At 72.0% G+C, this 17725-nt stretch carries 18 protein-coding genes; 4 read left to right on the top strand and 14 right to left on the bottom strand.

Annotated features, from left to right (window positions below):
• Positions 1-66: 66 nt before the first annotated feature.
• From ACFQ46_RS05305 to ACFQ46_RS05270, 8 genes are all read right to left on the bottom strand, one after another.
• Positions 67-1080: a sugar phosphate isomerase/epimerase family protein gene (locus tag ACFQ46_RS05305; protein WP_380257886.1), complete on the bottom strand. Its 1014-nt coding sequence runs from the start codon at positions 1078-1080 to the stop codon at positions 67-69.
• Between the two features lie 10 nt (positions 1081-1090).
• Positions 1091-2275, bottom strand: coding sequence for a Gfo/Idh/MocA family protein (locus tag ACFQ46_RS05300; protein WP_380257884.1), 1185 nt, complete (start codon positions 2273-2275; stop codon positions 1091-1093).
• 137 nt (positions 2276-2412) lie between these two features.
• Positions 2413-3495 (bottom strand): Gfo/Idh/MocA family protein, encoded by a 1083-nt coding sequence (locus ACFQ46_RS05295; protein ID WP_380257882.1) that lies wholly within the window; start codon positions 3493-3495, stop codon positions 2413-2415.
• A complete protein-coding gene (locus ACFQ46_RS05290) occupies positions 3492-4268 on the bottom strand; it encodes a ThuA domain-containing protein (protein ID WP_380257880.1) in 777 nt (258 codons plus the stop codon). The genes ACFQ46_RS05295 and ACFQ46_RS05290 overlap by 4 nt, the downstream gene beginning before the upstream one ends.
• Before the next feature lie 9 nt (positions 4269-4277).
• Positions 4278-5144, bottom strand: a complete 867-nt coding sequence (locus ACFQ46_RS05285; RefSeq protein WP_380257878.1) for a carbohydrate ABC transporter permease — start codon at positions 5142-5144, stop codon at positions 4278-4280.
• Positions 5141-6109 (bottom strand): sugar ABC transporter permease, encoded by a 969-nt coding sequence (locus ACFQ46_RS05280; protein ID WP_328294349.1) that lies wholly within the window; start codon positions 6107-6109, stop codon positions 5141-5143. Before ACFQ46_RS05280 ends, ACFQ46_RS05285 begins: the two co-directional genes overlap by 4 nt.
• A complete protein-coding gene (locus tag ACFQ46_RS05275; RefSeq protein WP_380257876.1) occupies positions 6102-7313 on the bottom strand; it encodes an extracellular solute-binding protein in 1212 nt (403 codons plus the stop codon). The genes ACFQ46_RS05280 and ACFQ46_RS05275 overlap by 8 nt, the downstream gene beginning before the upstream one ends.
• Positions 7314-7430: 117 nt before the next feature.
• The gene (locus ACFQ46_RS05270; RefSeq protein WP_380257873.1) at positions 7431-8450 is read right to left on the bottom strand and encodes a LacI family DNA-binding transcriptional regulator; all 1020 of its coding nucleotides are present in this window, start codon (positions 8448-8450) and stop codon (positions 7431-7433) included.
• A 259-nt stretch (positions 8451-8709) separates the two neighbouring features.
• On the opposite strand from ACFQ46_RS05270, the gene ACFQ46_RS05265 reads away from it, so the two are divergent.
• A complete protein-coding gene (locus ACFQ46_RS05265; RefSeq protein WP_380257871.1) occupies positions 8710-9921 on the top strand; it encodes a S8 family serine peptidase in 1212 nt (403 codons plus the stop codon).
• Positions 9922-9934: 13 nt separating this feature from the next.
• On the opposite strand, the gene ACFQ46_RS05260 is transcribed toward ACFQ46_RS05265, so the two are convergent.
• The 5 genes from ACFQ46_RS05260 to ACFQ46_RS05240 all read right to left on the bottom strand — a co-directional run bounded on the left by ACFQ46_RS05260 (position 9935) and on the right by ACFQ46_RS05240 (position 14683).
• On the bottom strand, positions 9935-10594 hold the full coding sequence (locus tag ACFQ46_RS05260) for an HAD family hydrolase (RefSeq protein WP_380257869.1): 660 nt from the start codon (positions 10592-10594) through the stop codon (positions 9935-9937).
• Between the two features lie 9 nt (positions 10595-10603).
• Positions 10604-11494, bottom strand: a complete 891-nt coding sequence (locus ACFQ46_RS05255; RefSeq protein WP_380257867.1) for an MSMEG_6728 family protein — start codon at positions 11492-11494, stop codon at positions 10604-10606.
• 45 nt (positions 11495-11539) lie between these two features.
• A complete protein-coding gene (locus tag ACFQ46_RS05250; RefSeq protein WP_380257865.1) occupies positions 11540-12457 on the bottom strand; it encodes a D-isomer specific 2-hydroxyacid dehydrogenase family protein in 918 nt (305 codons plus the stop codon).
• A 5-nt stretch (positions 12458-12462) separates the two neighbouring features.
• Positions 12463-13548 (bottom strand): GGDEF domain-containing protein, encoded by a 1086-nt coding sequence (locus ACFQ46_RS05245; RefSeq protein WP_380257863.1) that lies wholly within the window; start codon positions 13546-13548, stop codon positions 12463-12465.
• Positions 13549-13630: 82 nt separating this feature from the next.
• Entirely contained in the window at positions 13631-14683 is a 1053-nt protein-coding gene (locus tag ACFQ46_RS05240; RefSeq protein ID WP_380257861.1) for a cation diffusion facilitator family transporter, read from the bottom strand.
• Between the two features lie 126 nt (positions 14684-14809).
• Here ACFQ46_RS05240 and ACFQ46_RS05235 point away from each other — a divergent pair, with 126 nt between their 5' ends.
• A complete protein-coding gene (locus ACFQ46_RS05235) occupies positions 14810-15616 on the top strand; it encodes a phytanoyl-CoA dioxygenase family protein (RefSeq protein ID WP_380257859.1) in 807 nt (268 codons plus the stop codon).
• Here ACFQ46_RS05235 and ACFQ46_RS05230 read toward each other — a convergent pair.
• On the bottom strand, positions 15613-15987 hold the full coding sequence (locus tag ACFQ46_RS05230; protein ID WP_380257857.1) for a hypothetical protein: 375 nt from the start codon (positions 15985-15987) through the stop codon (positions 15613-15615). The two genes, ACFQ46_RS05235 and ACFQ46_RS05230, sit on opposite strands and share 4 nt — an antisense overlap.
• A gap of 130 nt (positions 15988-16117) precedes the next feature.
• Here ACFQ46_RS05230 and ACFQ46_RS05225 point away from each other — a divergent pair, with 130 nt between their 5' ends.
• Both ACFQ46_RS05225 and ACFQ46_RS05220 read left to right on the top strand, forming a co-directional pair.
• Entirely contained in the window at positions 16118-16723 is a 606-nt protein-coding gene (locus ACFQ46_RS05225; RefSeq protein ID WP_328294338.1) for a nucleoside deaminase, read from the top strand.
• A 150-nt stretch (positions 16724-16873) separates the two neighbouring features.
• Complete coding sequence (locus tag ACFQ46_RS05220; RefSeq protein ID WP_380257854.1) at positions 16874-17698, top strand: DUF559 domain-containing protein; 825 nt, start codon at positions 16874-16876, stop codon at positions 17696-17698.
• Positions 17699-17725 lie beyond the last annotated feature (27 nt).

Raw genomic sequence — 17725 nt, 5'->3', positions numbered from 1 at the left:
CCCCTTGAGCCCCCTACCCGATCCGTGATCTTGCTGGGTCTCCCCGCAAGATCACGGATCGTGGGCTCAGCCCTTGGAGGAGAAGGCCGCGTCGAACGCCGCGGCCGGGGGTACGAAGAACGCACCGAGCTTGCGGACGAAGGCGAGCGCGTCGGGGGCGCCGTTGAGGCGGTCGACCCCCGCGTCCTCCCACTCCACGCTGGTGGGACCGGTGTAGCCGATGTTGTTCAGCTCGCGGAAGATCAGCTCCCAGGGCACGTCACCGTGACCGACGGAGGTGAAGTCCCAGCCGCGACGGGAGTCCGCCCACGGCAGGTGCGAGCCGAGGCGACCGGAGCGGCCGTCGAGCTGCTTGCGGGAGTCCTTGCAGTGCACGTGGTAGATCCGGTCGGAGAAGTCCCGGATGAAGCCGATCGGGTCGAGGTCCTGCCACACGAAGTGCGACGGGTCGAAGTTCAGCCCGAACGCCTCGCGGTGGCCGATCGCCTCCATCGCGCGCTTGGTCGTCCAGTAGTCGTAGGCGATCTCGGAGGGGTGCACCTCGTGGGCGAACTTCACCCCGAGCTCGTCGAAGACGTCCAGGATCGGGTTCCAGCGGTCGGCGAAGTCCTGGTAGCCGGCCTCGACCATGGAGTCGGGGGTGGGGGGGAACATCGCGACGGTGTGCCAGATGGAGGACCCGGTGAACCCGGTGACGGTCTTCACGCCCAGCTTGGCGGCGGTGCGCGCCGCGTCCTTGACGTACTCCGCGGCGCGTTGACGCACGCCCTCGGGGTCGCCGTCGCCCCAGACCTCGACGGAGACGATGTCCTGGTGCCGCTGGTCGATCAGGTCGCAGACGGCCTGGCCGGTCAGGTGCGCGGAGATCGTCCACACCTTGAGGTTGTACTTCTCCAGCACCGCCTTCTTCTCGGCGATGTAGTCGTCGTCCTTCGCCCCGCGGGTGGCGTCGAGGTGGTCGCCCCAGGTCGCGATCTCGAGGCCGTCGTAGCCCCACTCCGAGGCGAGGCGGCAGACCTCCTCGAAGGGGAGGTCGGCCCACTGGCCGGTGAACAACGTCACCGGACGCGTCTCTGCCATGTTCTTCTCCTCAGATGCTCGTGTAGGTGGAGTCGTTCTCGGCGCTGCGCTGCACCGCGTCCAGCACCTGCTGGACCTGCAGCCCGTCGGCGAAGCTGGGGCTGGGGTCGCGCCCGTCGACGATCGCGCCGAGGAACTCCTGCAGCTCGTGCACGAACGGGTGGTCGTAGCCCAGACCGTGCCCGGCCGGCCACCAGTTGGAGACGCCGGGGTGGGCGGGGTCGGTCGCCAGGATGCGGCGGAACCCGTTCTCCGCGTCGGGCAGGGTGCCGTCGAAGAAGTGCAGCTCGTTCATGGACTCGAAGTCGAACGCGATCGACCCCTTCGAGCCGTTCACCTCGATCCGCATGCCGTTCTTGCGGCCCAGCGCCATCCGGGTCGCCTCGAAGGTCATGAGCGCGCCGCCGTCACCCCGCCCGAAGAACACGGCCGCGTCGTCGACGGTGACCTCGCCGAACTCGGTGGAGGCCTCGGCGCCCAGGCCGGTGTTCGACCCGGTGCGGGCGGCCTCCAGCGGACGCTGCTTGACGAAGGTCTCGACGGTGCCGGAGACGCCGGTGAGGCGCTGGCCGGTGATGAACTGCGCCGCGTCGATGATGTGCGAGCCGATGTCGCCCAGCGCCCCGGCACCCGAACGGTCCTTCTGCAGGCGCCAGGTGAGCGGGAAGCTCGGGTCGACGATCCAGTCCTGCAGGTACACCGCGCGGACCTGACGGACCTCGCCGAGGCGACCGGAGTCGACGAGCTGCTTGGCGAGCCCGATCGCGGGCACCTGGCGGTAGTTGAACGCCACCATGCTGCGGACGCCCTGCGCGGCGGCGGCCTGCGCGGCTTCCGTCATGGCCTGCGCCTCGGCGACCGTCTTGGCCAGCGGCTTCTCGCAGATGACGTGCTTGCCGGCCTGCAGCGCGGCGATGGCGATCTCGGCGTGGGAGTCGCCGGGGGTCAGGATGTCGACGACCTGGACGTCGTCGCGCGCGATGACCTCGCGCCAGTCGGCGACGCCCTCGTCCCAGCCGAACTGCTCGGCGGCGGCCTGGGCGCGGCCGAGGTCACGCCCGGCCAGCGCGAGGCGCTTGGTGCGCCAGCGCGGGGTGCCGACGTGGTCGACGCTGCGCCAGGCGTGGGAGTGGACGGCCCCCATGAAGGAGTGGCCGATGACGGCGACCCCGAACTCCGGTCGATCGGTGGACATGCGAGGACTTCCTCCAGGACATCGTCGTCGAACGTTCTGGGCTGGATCGTACTGACCGGTCCACACCCGCGGCACACCCCTCCGACGCGCGATCCCGCGGGGAATCCCCGCGGGATCACGCGTCGGAGGGGGTGGGGTCAGCGGGTCAGGGCCTCGCGGACGGAGGTCCAGCCCTTCAGGGCCGCCGCGACGTCGGCGCGCTGCTCGTCGGCGAGGGCCTGCTCGTAGGCGCGCTGCAGCACGTCGTCCACCAGCACCCGGGTGCCCGAGGCGGCGGACTCGACCGCCGCCTCGACCATGGCCAGGCTCAGGACGTTGTCGTGCACCTCACCGGAGAACGGCGTCCCGTCCTGCAGGAAGGCGGTGAACGCCGCGAGGGACCCGGCGATCTCCTTCCCGGGGTCGGTGAACGCCGCGGGCGAGCCGGGCGCGTCGAGGACGGGCACGTCGTCGCCGTTCCACGACGCCGTGCCGTTCGCGCCGGAGAGCCGCCAGGCCCCGTTCCACGAGGTCTCCTGGCCGGGCGCGCACCACGAGCCGGTGAAGGTGTAGCGGGAGCCGTTCGACATCTCGAAGACGGCCGCGGCCGAGGCGTCCCCGGAGTACCAGGACCACGACGGGTTCCAGGACTCGCAGTAGACGGAGACGGGTTCGGCCCGCAACAGGTAGCGCGCGAGGTCGAACTGGTGGATCGCCATGTCGACGAGCAGCGGCTGGGCCATCTCCTCGCGGAAGCCGCCGAAGTGCGGCGCCTTGAAGAACTCCGTCGACAGCGACCCCAGGTCGCCGAGCACGGCGGCCTGCGCGCGGAACTCCTCGACGTGGACGTTGTAGCGCCGCGACTGCGACACCAGGAACGGCACCCCGGAGACCTCCGAGGCCGCCGCGAGCGACAACCCCTGGGCGACGGTCGAGGCGACGGGCTTCTCCCCCAGCACCGGGAACCCCGCGAACAGCGCGGCCGTCGTGACGGGGTGGTGCGCCTGCGGCACCGTCACGTTGACGATCGCCTGCGCGCCGGTCCGCTGCGCCACTTCGACGGCGTCGCGGCCCGTCGCGACGTCCGGGACCCCGGCCGCGACCAGGGCGGCGGACGCGGCGTCGAGGTCGAGGTCGACGACCCCGGCCAGTTCGACGGCCGGGTCGGCGAGGATCGTCGCCAGCCACGCCTTGCCCATGCCGCCGGCCCCGACGAGGACGACGCGGAGCGGGGCGGTCACTGCTGCTTCTCCGGGTCGAGGGCGCCCTGGTAGCCCTGGCCGTTGTAGAAGTCCTCGATGTCGTAGCGCAGCAGCACCGGATCCGTCCGCTCGGGGCGGACCGTGACGGCCCACTCGACCGCGTTGGAGATCACCTTGCGGACCCCCTCGTGGAAGTACGTGGGGAAGTCCTGGTCACCGGGACGGAAGTAGAAGATCTTCCCGAACCCGCGCTTGAACGTGATGCCCGACCGGAAGACCTCACCGCCGGTGAAGGAGGAGATGAAGACGATCTCGTCGGGGGCGGGGATGTCGAAGAACTCCCCGTACATCTCGTCCTCCTCGATGATCAGCGGATGCGGGACGCCCTGCGCGATCGGGTGCGTGGGGTCGATCGTCCACAGCAGCTCCCGGTCGTGCTCGGAGCGCCAGCGCAGGGTGCACGAGGTCCCCATGAGCTTCTGGAAGATCTTCGACCAGTGCCCGGAGTGCAGGACGATGAGCCCCATCCCGGCCAGCACGTGACGGTGGACCCGCTCCACGACCTCGTCGGAGACGTCGCCGTGCGCGGCGTGCCCCCACCAGGTGAGGACGTCGGTGTCCTGCAGGACCTCCTCGGTCAACCCGTGCTCGGGCTGGTCCAGGGTCGCCGTCCGGACGGTCACGCCGGAGCCGAGGTTGGCCTCGATGCCCTCGGCGACGGCACCGTGCATCCCGGTGGGGTAGCGCTGCGCCACCGCGGGTTCCAGCTGTTCGTGGCGGTTCTCGCCCCACACGGTCACTCTGATGGTCATTCGGAACTCCTAGGACTTGACGGCCCCACCCGTGACCCCGGCGGCGACGTAGCGCTGGGCCAGGACGAGCAGGGCGATGGCGGGCAGGGAGGACAGGACCGCGGTCGCCATGATCGGCGACCAGTCGGACACGAAGCTCCCGACGTAGGTGTACAGGCCGAGGGTGATCGGGCGCACGTCGGCGGTCGTGGTGAGGGTCAGGGCGAAGAGGAAGTCGCCCCAGGCGAAGAGGAACGTGAACAGGCCGGCGGTGATGAGCGCGTTGCGGCTCATCGGCAGCACGATGGAGAAGAACGCCCGGACCGGCCCGGCGCCGTCCACGTAGGCGGCCTCGATGACCGAGGCCGGGATGGACCCCATGAACGCCCGCATGAGGATGATCGAGAACGGGATCCCGGCGGCGGAGTCGGCGAGGATCAGCCCACCCGTCGTGTTGAGCAGGCCGAGGTCGGTGTAGGCGCTGTAGAGCGCGTTGGCGACGACGATGCCGGGCACCATCTGGGTGACGAGGATCCCGAAGAGGATGACCGTCGCCCAGCGGCCGAACTTGAAGTGGGCCATGGCGTAGGCCGCGGGGGTCGCGATGAGGAGGCTGAACACGACCGAGCCGAGGCTGATGACCAGGGAGGTGACGAGGTTGTGGCCCTGTTCGGAGATCGCCGTGGTGTAGCCGCGCAGCGAGAAGTCGAACGGCAGCCACGGGGTCGCGACGGCGTTCCCGGCCGGCTGCAGCGACACGTTGACCATCCAGTACAGCGGGAACAGCATGAACGCCAGGATGAGGATGCCGACGACCGTGTACACCGGGCGACGGGGGGCCTTGCCCTCCGCCCGGACCTCCGTCGCGCTGACCTGGGTGGAGATGACCGCGCTCACTCGTCCACCGCCTTCCGGTTGAGCCGCAGGTAGACCACGGCGAAGATCAGGGAGATGACGATGAGGATGTTGCCCAGCGCCGCGCCCGCCCCGAAGTCGAACTGACGGAACGACATGTCGTAGGAGAGCGTGGAGATCGTCTGGGTGGAGTTCGCCGGGCCGCCGTTGGTGAGCCCGAGGATGACGTCGAGGACCTTCAGCGTGTAGACGACCCCCAGCACGAGGACGACGGTGACGACCGGGCGCAGCAACGGCCACGTGATGTGGCGGAACGCCCGCCACCCGGTGGCGCCGTCGAGGGCACCGGCCTCGTAGAGCTCCTCGGGGATCTCCTGCAGGCCGCCGTAGAGGATGGTCATGTTGAAGGGGATGCCGAGCCAGATGTTCACCCCGATCACGGCGATCAGGGCGAGGGAGGTGGAGGTCAGCCAGTTCGGTGAGGCGTCCACGCCGGGCAGGGCGGAGAGGATCCGGTTGAGGGCGCCGTTGTCGGCGTCGAGGATCCAGCGCCACACCGCGGTGCCGGCGATCATCGGGATGAGCCACGGCAGCAGGATCAGCGAGCGCAGGATCCCCGACAGCGCGAACCGCTTGTGGAAGAACAACGCGATCGCCAGTCCGAGGACGAACTGCCCGGCGATGGACCCGGCGGTGAAGAGCAGGGTGTTCACGACGGAGCGGGAGAAGATCGCGTCGCCGATGACGTTGCGGTAGTTCTCCAGCCCGACCCAGGGGGCCTCACCGGTGAAGAACGTCTTGGTCGTGTAGGCCTGGAAACCCATGACGACGTTCTTGACGACGGGGAAGCCGAAGAACAGGACGAGGTAGACGACCGCGGGGACGATGAACGCGATCTGCACGAGACGCGTCGTCAGCTTCTGCGACGGGCCCTTCCTCGGGGCCGCACCCGCCGACGGGGCCGTGGCCCCGCCGGCGGAACGACCTGGGGCCGAGACCTCAGCCATTCTGGGCCTGCGCCAGCGCGGCCTCGGGGGTCATGCCCCCGACGAGCGCGTTCTGCACCGCGGTGTAGATCTTCGTGGCGGCCTTGGGCCAGCCCTCACCGAGCTCACCGGTGCGGGCGCGCAGGTCCGGGACCTGCGTGGCGAACGCCTCGAGGTTCGGGTTCTTCGCGACGACCTGGCTGGAGAGTTCCGGCTTGGTGGGGACGGTCCCGGTGCCGGCCGAGATCGTGACCTCGTTCTCGTCGCTGTTCAGGCACTGGATGAGTTCCGCGGCCTTCTTCTGCTTGTCCTTGTCACCGGTCTCCGGTGCGGCCCAGGCCTCGCCACCGAACGGCGAGACGACGGTGCCGCCGGCGGTGGGAGCGGGGATCGGGACGATGCCGTACTCGAGGCCCTCGACCTTGTCCAGGGTCCCGAAGTTCCACGGGCCGTTGATCATCATGGCGGCGTTGCCGGCGGAGAACTGGTCGGCGACGTCGGCCTGGGTCCAGGTGACGGTGGACTGCGAGAGCGACCCCTGGTCGAGGAGGTCCTTGACCAGCTGCAGGGCGGCGGCGGTCTGCGGGGTGTTGATGTCCTTCTCGTCCCCGCCGTTGGACCACATGAAGGGCAGGAACTGCCAGGTGCCCTCGTAGGTGTTGACGTTGGACATCGCGAACCCGTACTGGCTGCCGGCGGTCAGCGCCTTCGCGTCGGTCTTGAGCTCGTCCCAGGTGGTGGGGGGCGTGATGCCCGCGGCCTCGAGGATCTTCTTGTTGTAGAAGAGCGCGATGGTGTTGGTGACGGGCTGCAGGGCGTAGAGCTTGCCCTGGTAGGTCGAGGCCTTGATGACGCCGTCGGCGACCCCGGAGGGGTCGACGCCCAGGTCGTCCAGCGGGGCCAGCGCACCCGAGGCGGCGATCTGCTGCACGTCGGGGTTGTCGAGCATGAGGACGTCGGGCAGCGTCTTGGACGAACTCTGCTGCAGCACCTTCTGGATGAGGGTCTCGCCGGGGACGGATTCCCGCTCGATCTTCATGCCGACCTTGGTGCCGCAGTCGGTGAGCGCCGTGCCCCACAACGTCTTGTTGGGGTCGGAGTTGTAGTAGTCCAGGACGCGCAGCGTGCCGGAGTCCGACTTCGTCGCACTCCCACCGCCGCCGCCGCAGGCCGCGAGCAGCAGCGGGAGGGCCGCCAGCGCAGCGATCGCGCGGGTGCGTCCCATGGATCCTCGTCGAGCCATGTCGTTCCTCTCCTCGTGCCCACGACGTCGTGGGCGGTACTCGTCGATGCGTATCGACGATGGGTGTGGATCGGCCGGGTGGCCGAACCGTGGGGGATGTCAGTGCTGGGGACGCACGGACTGTCGTCGGGTCAGGTGGGCCGGGACCAGGCGGACCTCGCCGGGTGCCGAAGGATCGTCGAGCAGCTGGAACAACCACTCGACGGCACGCCGGGAGACGTCCCGGGGTTGTTGGGAGACGGCGGTCAGGGGCACGGCCTGCGCCTCCGCCTCCGCGTCGGTGCACAACGCCACGACGTCGACGTCCCGACCCGGCCGCAGACCGCGGTCGAGCAGGGCACCGAGGGTTTCGGGGACGCCGTCCGCGAGCAGCAACCCGGGGACGGACCCCGAACCCAGCAGGTCGTCGAGCGCCGCGCTGATGGCGACCGAGTCGCGCGGGACCTCGACCCAGCGCAACGGAACTCCGGCCGCGGCCGCGGTGGCCTCGGCCCGGCGGCGGAACCGCGGGACGTAGTTCACCCCGCGGGCCACGACCTCCGGGCCCCAGCCGAGCACGACGATCTCACGCACTCCGGTGCCGATGAGTTCACCGACCAGGAGTTCCGCACCGCCGGCGAAGTCGAAGTCGATGCAGTGCAACGTGCTGTGCTCGTCCAGGGCCTCGTCCGGGTAGCCGATGAACAGGCTCGGCTGGGCGATCCCGCGCGAGACCTCGGCCCGTTCGTCCTCGGCCTTGACCTCCATCACGACCATGGCGTCGGCCAGGGCGCGCCCGGCGACCCGGCGCAGGCTCTCCTTGCCCTCGGCGGCGGTCACGAGCAGCACGTCGTAGTCCCGGCGACGGGCCTGCGTCGCGATCTCGTCGATGAACGCCATGATCCCGCCGACCCCGAGGTTGGAGAGGACCGGGTGGACGATCGCGATGATGTTCGTGCGCTGGCTCGCCAGGGCACGGGCACCGGCGTGCGGTTGGTACAGCAACTGCTCCATGGCGTCCTCGACCAGACGCCGGGTCTTCTCGGAGATCGGACGCTTTCCGCTCATCACGTAGGAGACGGTGCTCTGGGAGACGCCGGCGACCTTCGCCACGTCCTTGCTCGTCGGAACTCGGGCCACGCCACCCTCCCACCCCGTGAGACGAACTCCGACGTCCTCGTCGATGCGCTTCGTCGATGCGTATCGGAAGTTAGTCGACGCACCGCCGTTCCGGCAAGCACTTCACTCCGGTGCAACCGAACGGTGACCAGGAAGCGGTGGCCGGAACACGCCCGGCCGAGCCGTACGGCCATCCGGGTCGAGGCGGACCCACCCGTCTCAAGCGACCGTGTGAGACCGTCGATGCACGGGGAGTCTCGCCCCGACCCAGGGAGTCCCGTTGCCCCAGTTCCTCCGCACCGCCACCGTCGCCTCCGCGCTGCTCGCGCTGACCCTGGTGCCGGGCTCCGCCGCGCACGCCGTGGAGATCACGCCGGCCGACGGTCCCGGGGTCCAGGTCGACGCGCTGCGCTGGGTGGACGGACGACCCCAGCTGGAGACCCGGACCGCCACCGACCCCGCCGCCGCCCAGCGGCTGGCGGCGACGATGGAGGCCGACCCCGCGGTGTCCGCCGCCCAGGTGCGCACCAGCTACGCGCTGGCGCCCACGGGCGCCACACCCCTGACGGGCCGCACCCTGAAGGCGACCGACCCGTACCTGTCCTACGCCTACCACCTGGGCTCGATCCACGCCTACGACGCGTGGCCCACCACCCGGGGCACCGGGCTCACCGTCGCCGTGCTCGACTCCGGTGTCGACGCGAACCAGCCCGACATCGCCGGCCGGGTGATCGACGGCGGGAACTTCGCGGGCGGCACCGACATCGGCGAACACGGCACCGAGGTCTCGACCGTCATCGCCGGCGCCTACCAGAACGCCTACGGCGCAGCGGGGGTCGCGCCCGACGTGAAGATCCTCGCGATCCGGGTCTGCGAACCCCAGGGCTGCGCGAGCGACGCCGTCGTCGAGGGCATCACCGCGGCCGTCGACCAGGGCGCCGACGTCGTCAACCTGTCGCTGGGTGGGGAGGACTACAACAGCACCACCGCCGCCGCCGTGGCCTACGCGATCGGCAAGGGTGTCGTCGTGGTCGCCTCCGCCGGGAACTCCGGCGACACCGGGAACCCGCTGGAGTACCCCGCCTCCTACCCCGGCGTCATCTCCGTCTCGGCGTCCACCAGCAGCGGGACCCCCGCCCCCTGGGCCCAGCACAACACCCTCGTCGACCTCAGCGCCCCCGGCGACAAGATCCCCGTCGGGAAACCCCTGAGTTCCGGCCGGTACGTGTACGCCTCCGCCTCCGGGACGTCCTTCTCGGCCCCCCAGGTCTCCGCCGCCGCGGCCCTGGTCCGCTCCGTCGCGCCCCGGGCCAGCGTCGCGCAGGTCGAGGACGTCCTGCGGACCACCGCCACCCCCGAGTCCTGGGACGGCGGCTACGGCACCGGGATGCTGGACGTCGGCGCGGCCGTCGCCGCGGCGAAGGCGAGCGTGACGGCCTCGGCGCCGACCGCGACGGTCACGATCCCCCGCCGGACCCGCACCCTGCACTGACCACCAGAGCTGATCAGGAGGGGCGGGACAACGGCGTCCCGTCCAGGCCCTCCAGCAGGTCCGGCAGCGAGTCGAACACCGCGACCGCACCGGCCGTCGTCAGTTCCTCGGTGGAGAAACCCCCCGTCCGGACGGCGACCGCGGTCATCCCCGCGTTCCCCGCCGCCTCGAAGTCCCACGTCGAGTCCCCGAGGACGACCCCCGAGGAACCCCCGACCCGCTGCAGCGCAGCGTGGAAGAGGTCGGGGGCGGGTTTGGTGCTCTCGGCGTCCTGCGAGGTGGTCCAGCCGTCGACGAGGTCCCGGGCCCCCATCAGGTCGAGGTAGCCCTCCACCTGGTCCTGTTGCCCGGAGGAGGCGAGGACGACCTTCCAGCCCCGCCGCCGCAGCTCCACCAGGAGGTCACGAGCGCCGTCGAAGGGTTGGACCTCGCCGAACATCGGCTCGAACTCCTCGGTCCAGGCGTCCCGTGCGGCGTCCCCGTGGGCGTCCTCGAACTCCGCCCCGGCCACGGCGGGGACGAGCTGGTCGCCGCCCATCCCGACGGCGCGGTGGATCCGCCAGACCGGCAACGTGAGGTCGAAGCGCCGGAAGGCGCGGAACCACGCGAGGGCGTGCTGGTAGTTGGTGTCGACGAGCGTGCCGTCGACGTCGAGCAGGGCGGTGTCGGACAAGGGGTCTCCTCAGGCGGCGAGCGGAACACTGAACAAGGGGCGGGGATCCTGCAGCAGGGCAGGGGGTTCGACGTCGCGGCGGGCGGCCCGGCCACCCCAGCGGACCTTCCGGCGGTGGCGTGCGAGAACCCCCTTGCGGGCGTCGAACTCGTACTCGCCGACGACCTCGCCGAGCAGCAGCGCCTGGTCGCCCTCGATGGGCAGGGCCACCTCGGTCCCGGGGTCGAGTTCGTGGACGAAGGTGTCGAGGACCCGCAGCGCCTTGCCCGGTCGTCTCCCGGGGGCGACCTCCCGGAGCAGGTCGCGCAGGGACGCGCCCGCCGCGGCACCGCGCACGTCGACGTCGATGCCGGAGTCCACGCCGAGGCCCACGACGCCGTCGGTGAGGAACTCCCCCACGACCGCGGGCGCTCCGCGCACGATCCACACCAGCCGCCCGGCGGGGCGGACCGGCGGGGCCGACGAGGGCGGGTCCGGCCACACGTAGGGCATCTCGGGTTCGTCGCCGAAGAGGGGCCGGTAGAACCCGGGGTCCTTGCGCAGCAACGCGGAACGGTGGCTGCGGTGCAGGTCCTCGTCGCCCAGCCAGGGCGGCATCAGGTCGGCGAGCGCGGACTGCGGGCGACCCACGACCTCGGGGGCGAACTCCGCGATCTGCGCTGCGGTGGTGTCGGCGCGGCCGGTGGCGGTCCACGCGTCGACGACCGCGAGGCCGTAGGCGACCAGGGCCGGGGTGCACCCCCGCCACATCCGCACCGCCGGGTGGTTCACCCAGCCGTAGTCGGGCAGTTCGAGGGCGCGCAGGACCTGCAGCGTCTCCACGCGCTGCTTGCCCAGCCGCGGACCGTCGAGGACGGCCGCGGACCGGGCGAAGTCGGCGTAGGGGAGGAACGTCTGCACGGGACCACCGTGACGTGCGGGGTGGCACCCCGCACGTCGGAGGGGTCAGTAACCGCGCTCGGGGTCGACCAGACCCAGCAGTTCCTCACCGGCGGCGAAACGACGGACGTTCTCGGTGACCCGCTCGGCCAGCGCGCCGACCCGCAGCACGCTCGGGTTGGTCGAGTGCGGGGTGATGATGCAGCGGGGTTCGGTCCACAGCGGGTGGCCGTCAGGCAGCGGTTCCGGGTCGGTCACGTCGAGGGCGGCCCCGGCGATGGTGCCGGCGGCGAGCGCCGCGACGAGGGCGTCGGTGTCGACGAGCGAACCGCGGGCGATGTTCACCAGCCACCCCTGCGGGCCGAGCGCGGCGAGCTGCTCGGCCCCGACGAGGGCCTTCGTCTCGGAGGTCGCCGGAGCGGCGAGCACGACGTGGTCGGCGGCGGCGAAGACCTCGCCGACGCGGTCGGCGGGCAGGGTCTGCGCTGCGCCGTCCACGGGGAGACCGCGGCGGGTCACGGCGATGACCTCCGCACCGAGCCCGACGAAGGCCGGGATCATCGCGGTGCCGATGCCGCCGGCGCCGATGATCGCGATGGTCGAGCCGCGCAGGCTGGACTGGACGCCGTCCAGGGTCTCCGGGTCCCACGTCGAGAGCCGGGCCGCGCGCCCGATCCCGCGGACCCCGGCGAGCAGCAGCGCGACGGCCCCCTCGGCGACGGAGTGGGAGTACGCCCCGGCGGCGGAGGTCCAGGTGCGCGAGGCGTCGATGACGCCCGCGGCGACCCAGCTCTCGATCCCGGCGGAGGGCAGCTGCACCCACGTCACGGAGTCGGGCAGTTCGGGCAGGTCCCCGTGCCCGCCGCTGACGACGACGGCCTCGGCGTCCGCCAGCGCGACGACCGTGCCCCCGCCACGCTCCACGGCCTCGACCAGCAGCGGGTTCTCCTGCGGTCCGACGAAGACGGCGGGGGTGGTGGGCATGGGGGCTACTCCTCGAACAGGGCCTCGGCGGTGGTCGCGTCAACCCTAGGCCCCCAGCCCTGCGCCGCCTCGGCGCTCCGGGTGCAGTCGCGTCCGGCGGCCTTCGCCGCGTACACGGCGGCGTCGGCCGCGACGAGGGCCTGCTGGGCGCCGGTGTCCGCGTCCAGCGTCGCGCAGCCCGCCGAGAACGTCGCGGCCCCGCCGAGTTCGCGCCAGGAGCCGCGCAGTCGTTCGACGACGTCGATCGCGACGTCGGTCCCGCTGCCGTGCAGCAGGAGGACGAACTCCTCGCCACCGAAGCGGGCGGCGTAGTCACCGCGCCGGAGCCCCGTGGTCAGCATCGCGCCGAACTCCCGCAGCACCTGGTCGCCGAACGTGTGACCCCGGGTGTCGTTGAGCTGCTTGAAGTGGTCGAGGTCGCAGACGACGACGCTGTCCCCGGGGACGAGCAGGGCCATCCGGTCCTCGAGGTCGCGCCGGTTGCCGATGGTGGTGAGGGGATCGGTCCGCGCGTCGCGTTCCAGCCGGTCGGAGGCCGCCCGCTGGCGGCGGCTCATCGAGGCGAGCAGTTCGGCCACGAGGACCCACACGCAGGCCATGACCACCGTCCGCACGGCGACCTGGGCGCTGAGCTGCTCCGAGGTGAGCAGGTAGAGCGGGAGCGCGGCGGGCAGCAGCCAGTAGGCGCTCCGCGGCGGCAGGAAGAGGCCGGCGAAGACGAAGTCGAGGACGAAGAGCGGGACGTAGGCGCCGTCGACGCGTTCGGTGCTCACGCCGACGACGGCCAGACCCAGCATCTGCACCAGGGGGAAGAGGACGGGACCGTAACGGCCGAGCCGCCCCCACGGCACCGCGAGGCTGGCCACCAGCAGGGCCGCGTCGGCGGCCGCGACGGCCAGCACGACCGTCCAGTCCGCGGCCGTCGGCACGAGCAGCGGGACGGTCAGGAGCACGAGCAGACCGGTGACGGCCAGCACCGCGCGACCGGCGACGACGGCCGGGGCGCCGACCAGCCAGCGTCCGGGCAGGCGATCGACGAGGCGACGCCACCACGGACGCGTGATCACCGTCCCGGACGGATCCCGCGCCACGACCCCACCTCCTGGAACGCTCGACGCCCCACCCTCCCACCACCTGCGGCCCCGGTGTCCGGGGGTGCCGGTGAGCGGGAACTCACTTCCGCAGGGTGCGACCCGTCCGGGTGCGGGCCTGCGGCAGGGGCTGGACGGCGGCGTCGGGGTCGAGGAGGTCCGCCGCCTCGCGTTCGGTGACGGCGAGACGTTCCCGGGCCGCGGCGTCCGCGGACGCCGTCACCCGGCTGGGGTCGAGGAACACCTGGGTGATCGTGGGAACCCGCCGGCGCATCTCCTCCTCGGCGCGGGTGCAGAGCTCCTCGATGGCGCGCGAGGTGAGTTCCTCACCGAACTGGACGCGGGCGGCGACCAGGACACCGCTCGGCCCGAGCTGCATCGTGAGGACCTCCTGGATCCGCACGATCCCCGCTTCGGCGCCGAGGACCCGGACCACCGCGACGCGCACCGCCGGGTCGGCGGCCTCACCGATGAGGAGTTCCTTGGTGTCGCGTCCCAGCAGGAACGCCACGACCCCGAGCAGCGCACCGATGACGATCGAACTGATCGCGTCGTAGACGTTCGAGCCGGTGACCTGGTGCAGGATCGTCCCCGCGAGCGCCACCAGGACGCCGAGGACGGCGATGCTGTCCTCGCTGGCGACGGTCTTCACCGTCGGGTCCGGTGAGCGGACGACGTAGGTCAGGACCCGCCGCTGCGCGGTCGAGGCCTCGCGCGAGACCTGCCGCAGCGCCTTCAGCAGCGAACCCCCCTCGAGCACGATCGAGATGCCGAGGATCACGTAGATCACGATGAAGTGCTGCGTCGACATCGGTTCGGCTTCGCCGGTGAGCGAGGAGATCCCCTCGTAGACCGAGAACACCGCTCCGGACAGGAAGATCCCGACGGCGGCGATGAGGGACCAGAAGAACCGTTCCTTGCCGTAGCCGAAGGGGTGGGTCCGGTCGGCGGGTCGGTCGGCCCGGCTGAGCGAGAGCAGCAGGAACGCCTCGTTCATCGTGTCCGCGATCGAGTGGGCGGCCTCGGCGAGCAGCGCGCTGGAGCCGGTGACCGCCCCACCGATGCCCTTCGCGATGCCGACGCCGACGTTTGCGAGCAGGGCGACCAGCACGGTCCCCTTGGTTTCTTCCGCCACGGCCGAAGCTTCCCCCGGGCAACGGTCGTCCGCGCGGTGGCGGGACGGCATCCCTCACGGAGTGTCACTAGCGTCCCACGGTGAGACAGCACTACGGTGCCGCAGGAGCAGCGACGAGGGAGGCACGTGCGCAGGCGAGGAGAACCGCGGACCCTGTCCCCGGAGGCGCGGCGGGTCGTGGCCGACCTGGAGCGCGACGGCGTCGCCAGCACCAGCGTCGAGGCCCTCCTCGGCAGCGCCGCCCTGCTCGAGGACGTCCTCTCGCGCACCGACGACCTCATCGCCGACCAGTCCGCCGACATCGTGCGCCGCCGTCGCCTCGTCGCCGGTGGCGAACCCACCGGCTGGGCCGGACCGCTGCACGACCCGCACGCCGTCGAACTCCTCGGCGCCCACCCGCCCGTGGACCCCGAGGACCCCTACACGCGCTTCCTGCGCCACTCCCAGGTCGCCGGGGTCGCCGGCGCCTACTGCCGTCGCGACGTGCGCGTCCTGGACATGAACGGCCTGCTCACCCTGGCCGCGGCACCGGTCCGGCCCACCGACTGGGCGCGGACCGCCGCCGGCCCCTCGCTCGAGGTCGCCCTGCACCTGACGGGCGTGGACGAGGGCACCGGCCCGCTGCACTACGTGCGGGCCTCCCACCGCCGGCGCGGCGCCCGGCGGGTCCGTCACCTCGAACGCAGCGGGCACCGCCTCGAGGACCCCGACCTGCTGCGGGAGTTCGGCGACGCCGCCCACGTCGTGCTGCACGGGGGCGCGGGCACGGTGGTCTTCTTCGACCCCCGCGGCCTGCACCGCACCGGGCGCCCCACCACCCGCGACCGCCTCGTCCTGCACGGACGCTTCGCCACCCGCAGCGCCGACCGCACCGTGCTGCTCCCCGCGGACGGAGTGCCGCGCAGCGCGCTCGCCGACTCCGCGCTGGCCTAGCGTCCGAGCAGCTTGTCGATCAGGCGGGCGAAGAAGCCCTTCCTGACCGGCTCGACGACGGGCGCGGCGACCGGTGCCGCGGGGGCCTCGACGCGCACCGGCGGGACGACGCCCGCGCTGCGGGGGGCCTCCACGACCGGGGCGGGCTCCGCGACGACGGGCTCGGGGGCCGCGGCCGGGACGGGGGCCTCGACGACCTCCTCCTCGTGCACGCGGGCGGGGCTGCTCAGCGTGCCCTTGAGCTCCTGGTCGGGGGTGTAGCTCGCCTCACCGAGGATCGACGCGGCGAAGAGCAGCGCGGAGGCCTGGACGGGCGCGACGGTCTGCGCGCCGCGGACGGCGGTGTCCGGGGTTTCGTCGATCGTGGACATGCAGGCGTCTCCCCTGGTGCGGCCGGTCACCCCGACGGTGACCGCTGATCCCCTCATCGACCCTCGCGCCGCGGCGCTGGAGCAGCGGGACCGGCTACCACCCGGATAGCCGCACTGGGATCCTCCCCCCATGGACACCTCGGCCCTCAGCCACTCCTTCACCATCGCCCTCCCCGCCTGGGTCGACGACGAACTCGCCGACGTCCCCGACGCCCTGGCGACCCGCGAGGACCGGATGGCCCTCGTGCACCGCCTCGCCGCCCGCAACTTCCGCGAGGGCAACGGCGGCCCCTTCGCCGCCGTGGTGGCCGACTCCACCACCGGGGAGATCGTCTCCGTGGGCGTCAACGTCGTCCTCTCCACCGGGATCTCCTCCGGGCACGCCGAGGTCACCGCCCTCGGCCTGGCCCAGGCCCGCACCGGGTCGTGGGACCTCGGCGCCGACGGTGCCCGTCGCGAGCTCGTCGTGAACTGGCGTCCCTGCGCCCAGTGCTACGGAGCGACCCTCTGGTCCGGGGTCCGCACCCTCGTCGTCGCCGGTTCCGGCCCGGAGCTGGAGGAGATCAGCGGTTTCGACGAGGGCCCCGTCCGCGACGACTGGGCCGAGCAGTTCGAGGCCCGCGGCATCGCCGTCGTCTCCGACGTGCTCCGCGAGGAGGCGCTGGCCGTCTACCGCGACTACGCCGCCCACGTCAGCGCCACCGGCGCGACCGTCTACAACGCCCGTAACGACTGACCCCACGGTGGTTCTGCAGTCATCGGCCGACACGCCGCGCGGGACCCCCGCTCCGACGGCGTGTCGGCCGATGGCTGCAGAACCGCTGCGGGCCAACGACTTGTCCACAGGGCCCCCGCCGTCGAGCCCCGGATCGTCCACCCTTGAGCGGTGGATGCGGACGCGGCGGTGGGCCGCTGCGGGGGTGCTGCGCGCTGGGACCGGCTGCGCCACCTGACCACCGCGGATCGACTCCGCACCGCGGTCCGCCGAGGGGTGCTGCGCCGTCCGCTGCCCGGGCTCTACGCCCTCCCGGGGTGCCCGGCCGACGTGCTCGCTGCCGCTGCCGTCCGGGGCGTCCGCTCCTGCCACACCGCCGCGACGGCACTCGGCCTCGCCGTGGTCGATGCGCCGCCGGTTCCGCACGTGACCGCCGGCCGCGGCTCGACGACGGTCTGGCGCGCAGCCCTGGTGCACCGCCGCGACGTCACCGACCTCGACGGCTGCACCGATGTCCTCACCACCGTCCTCGACTGCCTGCGCTGCCTGCCGCGTCGCACCGCCCTGGTCCCCCTCGACGCCGCCCTCGCCGCGGGCCGCGTCTCCTGGGAGGACCTGAACCTCGCCGCGAAGGGGATGAACCGCAACGACGACCGCCGGAAGCTGCTGGCCATGGCGGACGAGAAGTCCGGCTCCCCGCTGGAGTCGATCGGGCGCTACGACCTGCTGGAGGCCGGGTACTCCCTGCAGACCCAGGTGGTGCTCGACCCCGCAGGACGGGTCGACTTCCTCGTCGACGGCTGGCTGGTGGTCGAACTCGACGGCCGCCGCACCCACGACGACCCCGTGCAGTTCGCCGAGGACCGCCGCCGTGACGCCGAACTCACCCGCCAGGGCTTCGTCGTCCTGCGCTTCACCTGGACGGCCGTCGTCCGGCGGCGGGAGTGGTGGCTGCAGGTGGTCGCGGACGTCCACGCCCGGGGCCCGCGCTCATGAGGGCCACCCCGCGGCCGATGGAGGGGA

The sequence above is a fragment of the Kineococcus sp. GCM10028916 genome, from assembly GCF_042674865.1.
GTDB lineage: Bacteria > Actinomycetota > Actinomycetes > Actinomycetales > Kineococcaceae > Kineococcus.
This window is presented reverse-complemented; position numbering and strand designations above follow the sequence as displayed.

Excerpts from the sequence above, each read along its gene's own strand:
- ACFQ46_RS05305 (WP_380257886.1), bottom strand. The coding sequence starts at position 1,080 with ATGGCAGAGACGCGTCCGGTGACGTTGTTCACCGGCCAGTGGGCCGAC.
- ACFQ46_RS05300 (WP_380257884.1), bottom strand. The coding sequence starts at position 2,275 with ATGTCCACCGATCGACCGGAGTTCGGGGTCGCCGTCATCGGCCACTCC.
- ACFQ46_RS05290 (WP_380257880.1), bottom strand. The coding sequence starts at position 4,268 with ATGACCATCAGAGTGACCGTGTGGGGCGAGAACCGCCACGAACAGCTG.
- ACFQ46_RS05280 (WP_328294349.1), bottom strand. The coding sequence starts at position 6,109 with ATGGCTGAGGTCTCGGCCCCAGGTCGTTCCGCCGGCGGGGCCACGGCC.
- ACFQ46_RS05275 (WP_380257876.1), bottom strand. The coding sequence starts at position 7,313 with ATGGGACGCACCCGCGCGATCGCTGCGCTGGCGGCCCTCCCGCTGCTG.
- ACFQ46_RS05250 (WP_380257865.1), bottom strand. The coding sequence starts at position 12,457 with ATGCCCACCACCCCCGCCGTCTTCGTCGGACCGCAGGAGAACCCGCTG.
- ACFQ46_RS05230 (WP_380257857.1), bottom strand. The coding sequence starts at position 15,987 with ATGTCCACGATCGACGAAACCCCGGACACCGCCGTCCGCGGCGCGCAG.
- ACFQ46_RS05225 (WP_328294338.1), top strand. The coding sequence starts at position 16,118 with ATGGACACCTCGGCCCTCAGCCACTCCTTCACCATCGCCCTCCCCGCC.